This window comes from Methyloterricola oryzae, from assembly GCF_000934725.1.
GTDB classification, from domain to species: Bacteria; Pseudomonadota; Gammaproteobacteria; order Methylococcales; family Methylococcaceae; genus Methyloterricola; species Methyloterricola oryzae.
Window position 1 is genome coordinate 1 of sequence record NZ_JYNS01000043.1, and the last position, 6,660, is coordinate 6,660.

The window sequence follows — 6,660 nt, forward strand, 5'->3', positions numbered from 1 at the left end:
TGCCAGGGCAGCCCGAGTACCAGCGCCTCGAACTGCAGATGGGTCAGGTGCAGCGGTTCACCCGGCTTGGGCCAGGCAAAACCCCCTTCATGCAAACGACGCACCGCGAGCCACATGCCGATGCCGTCATGCACCAGAACCTTCATCCGGTTTGCCCGCCGGTTGGCAAACAGATAGGCATGCTGCGGCCGCGCTTCGCCGAACACCTGGACCACCCGCGCCAGCAGCGTATCCATGCCGGCGCGAAGGTCCAGCGTCGGCGTCGACAACCAGACCGCTTCCACCCGGATCATCGCAACCAGGCCTGCAGCCAGGCACCCAGTTCCGGAGCTGCCTGCACCGGCCAGTGGATCGTCGCCACGAATCCAGCGCGGCGCAGTTCAATCCGGATATCGCCGGGCGGGGCTTCCGACGGCGCAATCCGCACCGGCACGAAATCGAGCACGTTCGCCTCCGCGGCTACGCGCTTCGACGACGCCACAATGCCTTGCTCGCGCAACCAGCGCCGTACCAGATTGGCGTTGATCCCGTGTGCCAGTGCTACCCCGGCAACGGAGGCATCGGGCTGTCGGCAGGCATCCACCACCTGCAGTTTGAAATCGGCGCTGTGCTGCCGCCGGGTGCTCTTAGTGTGTTCGGCCATAGCGTCCACCAAGAATTTAGGTGGACACTATCCTGCACGCTTACCTCACGCTGGATTATTTCAACACTGCGTTCGCTTGCTCCCTACAGAAGCACTACAAATCATTGTTTAAAAATGTCTATCTCAGCTGCTGACGTCCATGGGTTGCCGTTAACTTCGCTCAAGGCGCGGAATCGGACGTAACGTCCCGATGTCGGAGGAATCTTGATCTGCTGTTTGCGCAAGATCGATTGTCCGCTACAGCCCCAGCTCATGTTTGAGTAGTCGAACGAACCGCCTACCAAGTCATTTCCCCAATTCACGCCGTCGAGGCTAAGAAAAATCTCGTACTTGCGAACGGTTCCGTTGGCGCAGCCATCCTGTCGGGGCAGATACGATAGTCCAGAGACCAGTTGAGGCGATCCCAGATCAATGACGATTTGATGTGGCAGATTGGCCGGCGTCGCACCCGACCAAGCAGTATGCCAGAACGTTGTGGGATTCAGATCAATGGCCTGAGTCGCCGGAGCAAATTGGCCCACGGTTTCCTGGCTGTCGAAGGACAAGATGCTCCAGGGACTGGTGCTGCGCGAAATTGATTGCGCACCCGTCACGTTCAGAATGACCGTTTGCGTATGAGACAACTGACCGGATGAGGCTGTCACAGTTGCGGTGTAAAGGCCCGCGCTGGTTGTATTAGGAACCGTCAGATTCAATTTCGCCTGATTTCCAGGGTTCCCTGTGAATGCGGCGGTTACGCCGGCCGGCAATCCGGCAACCGCCCAATTCACAGTTCCGCTAAACGCGTTCAATGGATTGGCCCTAAGTTCAAAACTTGAGCTTCCAGCCATGACAGGCAGGTACGCGGGCAAGGCAGTGACTGTGAAGTCTCCGGTTGTCGGCAATAGGCCATACACCAATATCTGATTTGAGTTGGTCGCGACGTAGACCTTGCCGTTGACCACCACCGGGGGGACATATTTGGTAAACAGGCCCACATCGTCCCTGGTCAGGTTATCCTTGCTGCTCCAGAGCCGCGTCAGGGTATCCGCATTATAGGCCCGCAACTCTCCCACCGTCATTTCGTGGTCGGCATTGGTTTGCGTGCCATAGGCCCAGACAATTCCACTGCCGGCTTGCTCTCCATTGGCCGAAACGGTCAGGAATCCGCCTGGCTCTGCAAAGGTGTCTATAGAAGCCTTCGCGCCTGTAGTCACGAAGCGGAAGCCATCGAAGGGATAGCTACGTACCGCGTCGAAACATTGGGCATGGTACGTCAGCGAACCGCCGGCTTGTGCGGAGCGAACCCATATGGCGGCCCCATTGCGGATCTCGAGCCCTCCAAATGGCAGCGACTGTACCTGGTTGAGAGCATTATTGACGCCTTTACCGAGACCCGTCGGGCTATTGGAATCGACAAGGTAAAGAACACCGTCTTTGCCTCCCATGGTAACCAGGGTACTGCCTGGAATCAGCATCGGCCCGGAACTGCCGAAGTCTTCGTCCGCTGCATCAAGGGCTGCCCTGTTATCGGGCGTGAACCAATCAACGACTTTCAGACCCTGCAACGGATCAAGCTTCAGGAGGCTTTCACTGAAGTTGTTGACACCGTCGTAACCACCGTTTCCCCACACGTTACTCACGGCGAGGTAGACGTATCCAAGGTTGTCGACGACGGGTGCCCGACCAGACATCCACACGCCGCCACCAGGGCCATTGACCTTGCCGCCGGTACCGGCTACCCCCGGCGCGGTAGGCGTCGTAACCAGTATTCCGCTCCGCGCGCCGGATTGACCATCGTATGCCATGACCCAGCCATAATAGGCATTGAAGTCTTCATGAGAACCGAAGCTGATGATTACCTGTCCTTGCGCGATGTTGAGGGCAGCGCGTTGGTTCTGGACATTCGGGTTGAATGTAACAGTCTTATTGCCGACAGTAACGCTTCCAGATAAGGGGGCCGTTGGCCAGTTGGTCTTTTCAGCGCCTGTAGCAATATCCAAGGCGTGCAGACGGAAAATGTTCTGACCGTTCTCCTTGGTACGTACTACCAGATAGATGGTATTGCTTGCCCGGTCGATGACCGGGGTGCTCTCGATACCGATATTGCCGGCGATATTCAATGAATTGGTAAGGGCAACGTCAGTCACCGGAACGGGGGTCACACCGCCCTGGGCGAAATTTACGCTCCATAGCGGGTTGCCCGTATTGGCGTCGAACGCATACAGGATATCTTCCATCGTTGCCACATAGAGCACATCCCGCTGCACGCCTTGAACCGTCAGCTTAGAGACGTATAGTGGCTGCGCGTAGACTTTCCCAAAAACTGGGATGCTGAAGAGACGGCCGAATTTCTGCCCATTAACATTGCTTGTTGTCAGTACAGTCTCACTCTTGTTTGCGCCAGTTCCGGCGGCGTCGTAACGGCTGACCAACACATCCAACGCCGAAGCGGTTGCCGCTGCGGGTCTGGCTGATGCTTCATTGGACAATGCGGAGGAAAGCGTGCCGTTAAGTGCGCGTATCTTGTAGTAATACGTGGTGCCGTTTACCAGACCACTGTCTTGGTAACTGGTGGCCGTAATGGGTATTGGATTTAGCGGGATCGTGCTTTCGCTGTTCGATAATGTCCCCCGGTAGATGTTATACCCCGTTGCCCCGGCTACGGCTGCCCAGCTCAGCGTCACCTTTGAGTCGCCTGCGGACGCTGCGGTGATGACGGGAGCCGGAGCTTCCGGAGCCGCGCCACTGCAAGTCACAATGGCATTGGCCCAGTCGCCATGGTCGAAATCAATCGTGGTGCCGCCCGTTGCAACAAGGCGCAGCGTCATGGAGCCGGCGCTGAGCGGTACATTGACAGCGGTAGCTGCGTCTGCGCCGGTCTTGACTCCTGACTGAAACAACCGGGTGCTAGTGTCTTTCCAAACTTCAAAGGCGACCGAGCCTAGGGGCGAGCTAACCTCATCGTCGATGCCCACTTGGGCATTGAAAGTGCAGCTGGCGGGTGCCGGGGGGATGACGATGTTAAAGCGTATGTCACTGTTGGCGTGCACACCGAAGCCTTTCGCAAAAGTGGCTCCATTGATCGTCAGGGTTTTGCCGTCTCCGGCGGCCTGCTCTCCATTGGACATGTTTTTCTCGACGGGCCCCCAACCGTTTGTCGGCGTGCCGGCCGGAGCGAGGTCGGACAAGTTGATGGTGCTATTCGTGCCAACCTGGGGTGTTGCGAACACTTCATTGGAAAGGCCGGAAACCGCTCCCGCGCCGTTGACGGCCCTGATCTTGTAGAAGTACGTGATCCCGTTCGTCAGTCCGCTGTCCAGGTAGCTGGTTGTGGTTATCGGTGTTGAATTGAGCGGTATGGAACCCTCGCTGCCTGCCGAAGTGCCTCGATAAACATTGTAGCCATTGGCGCCCGCGCTGGCGGACCAGGCGAGGGTCACCGAGGCATTCCCAGGCGTGGCTGAGTTCAACGTCGGAATGGCTGGTGCCGTCGGCACCGAGACGCCCAGACGAATCGTTACATTGGCATCCCACCAGTTCGAAGTGGCCAGGTCGGGTATGCCGTCATTATTGACATCGCCTGTTACCACCGAGAAAGGCCCTTGCCCTACGGCATAGTCCACCCTGTCCTGAAAGCCACGATTACCGGTACCCAGCAGCACGCTGACTCTATCCCCACCCGTATTGACCAGTGTCGGGTAGTTGCCATTAATGGTGGCAATCAGTATGTCGGGCAGGTTGTCCCCGTTCACATCGGCGATGAACACCGATTTTGGCGTGATGCCGGTCGGGTAGTCGATGGCAGTCTGAAACGTACCATTGCCAACTCCGAACAATACGCTTGCATCGTTCGAGACGTCATTGGCCGTAACGAGGTCAATAAAACCGTCCTTGTCGAGGTCCGCGGCCCTGATGGAGTGTGGGCTGGTCCCCACTGAGTAATTTACCCTAGCCTGAAAGCCGCCGCTGCCGTTGCCCAGCAGCACACTCACATTGTTGCTATCGTGGTTGGCAGTAGCAAGATCAGGATTTTGGTCGCCGTTGAAGTCAGCGATTACGATCGAGTGTGGCGCAGTACCCGTTGCAAACGTCGTTTGAGATCGCAAGGTGCCGTCACCGTTGCCGAGCAGAACGCTCAACACCGAGCCGCCCCAACCGGCTACGACCACATCGAGCTTGCCGTCCTTATTGATGTCGCCGGTTGCCGCCTCGTGTGCACCGGAGGCCGAGGGATAGTCGACCTTGCCTTTGAACGTGCCATCGCCCTTACCCAGGGTCAAGTTGCCCAGCAGTACGCTGACATTGTTCGTAATCTGGTTGGGCGTGACCAGATCCAACGCGCCATCGCCGTTAAGGTCTCCGATCGTTATAGACTTGGGTTCGCCAAGCGCGGTGGTTGCATAGTTGGTTTTGGGCTGGAAACTGCCATTTCCATTGCCGAGCAAGACACTGATAGTGGCTTCGGCGGCATTGGCGGTCACCAGGTCGGCCTTGCCGTCAAAATTGAGATCCGCGATGCGCACGGCATGAGCGTGCGCGCCTGCGCTTAGGGAGGTTGCCGGACCAAACAAGTTGGCGCTGCCGCTGCTACAGGTCACCAAGGCCTTGGCCCAATCGGCATGGTCAAAGGTGACGTTATCGCCACCATTGGTCACCAACAGGCGTAACGTACTATTTCCGGCCGGAAGGCTTACGTTGACCGCCGTAGCAGCGTCGGCGCCCGTTTTTCGGGGCGATTGATACAGTCGGGTTGTCGTTCCATTCCAGACTTCAAAGACGACCGATCCCTGGTTACCTACTTCGTCATCAACACCCACTTGCGCCCTTAAGGCGCAGCTGGAACCAGTTGGGACACTTACGCTGAAACGGAGATCACTGTTCGCATGCACACCGAGTCCCTTCGCATAGGTCACGCCGTTGATCGTCAGGGCTTTACCGTCACCCTGAAGCTGTTCGCCGTTGGACTTGTCCTTTTCGTAGGGGCCCCAACCATTGGTCGGTGTTCCCGTTGGCACCAGATCGGACAGATAGACTGGAGCGGCCAAGACTGAATGCGCAAAGATCGCCGAGAGGAGCAAGGTGGCTGCCAGCGCTGCAAAATGTTTGGAACCGCGGCATTCTAGGTGATTGAAGCGCATGATCATAAACCAGGTTTGGTGGCTATCGAATTCCGAAAACGATAGGTAGATTCCAGGTCGCTTTCGTAATTGAAATAAACGGCAGAATGCCAAGGCTGCTCTGCCAACTACGGATTTGTTTGGGCGTTCTCGAAATACAGAGACCGCAGCAGACTAAGTTCGGCTTTGCTCCGTTTCATCTGAAGAAAGCGCTCGAAATCCGACGACGGGGCATTCAACGCGCTCGCGGCGCCAATAATGGGCTTAAGCTTCCCTTCACACTGCATCAGAATCGAGCTGGCCAGCGAATTGACATCAAACATCGGCGTCGTGCCCTTATTTGAGGACATCAGGGCCGTTTCCAGGCATTGACGATACGAGGCGTCGACTGCACTCATGCCGCCAGGAATTCTTTCATTCAAGGTGCTTGGGTCCCACTGCTGATCCGCATATGCTGGATTAACAGCATAAAACAGAGAGCCAATAATAGCGGCGGCAAGGTTTCTCATGGGGTTTTCTCCAAATTTGACAGACTCACGCCTTGTGCACTAGGCAAGCAATTGACAGGCCACTTAAGAAAACCTTCATTACAGTATGGAGCTAGCTTCCGCTGATTAAAGCCTGAACCGGATGTTGTAAAAAAAATCTCACATAACTGCATCCTTAAGGTTGCGGCTTGCCTTTGGAGATTTGCTCACTAACCTTTGCCGGGTTCAGGCCGAGATGATTTAAAGAGGTATCGTACAGCCAAACGATATTTTCGATATAAGTAACATTGCTATTGAACATTAAGGAAACGCCGATTAATGGGAGGACCTGACGCGTTTAGGCCGGTTGGACCCTATTGGGGTGTTGGTCAGTCATAAAGTGGTCCGAAACGGCGGTATTTGGGGCAAGTTCGCCTGGGATTTCCGCCCC

General features: G+C 56.3%; 4 protein-coding genes. All 4 read right to left on the minus strand.

Annotation, left to right across the window (positions count from 1 at the left end; genetic code table 11):
- A partial coding sequence (gene tnpB / locus EK23_RS20855; protein WP_045227338.1) for an IS66 family insertion sequence element accessory protein TnpB occupies positions 1-293 on the minus strand: 293 nt, incomplete at its 3' end.
- Complete coding sequence (locus EK23_RS20860; RefSeq protein WP_045227339.1) at positions 290-643, minus strand: transposase; 354 nt, start codon at positions 641-643, stop codon at positions 290-292. The genes EK23_RS20860 and tnpB, both read right to left, overlap by 4 nt.
- A 101-nt stretch (positions 644-744) precedes the next feature.
- The gene (locus EK23_RS22230; protein WP_145998778.1) at positions 745-5,856 is read right to left on the minus strand and encodes an NPCBM/NEW2 domain-containing protein; all 5,112 of its coding nucleotides are present in this window, start codon (positions 5,854-5,856) and stop codon (positions 745-747) included.
- Positions 5,857-5,870: 14 nt separating this feature from the next.
- Complete coding sequence (locus EK23_RS20870) at positions 5,871-6,251, minus strand: hypothetical protein (RefSeq protein ID WP_145998779.1); 381 nt, start codon at positions 6,249-6,251, stop codon at positions 5,871-5,873.
- Between the last annotated feature and the right edge of the window lie 409 nt (positions 6,252-6,660).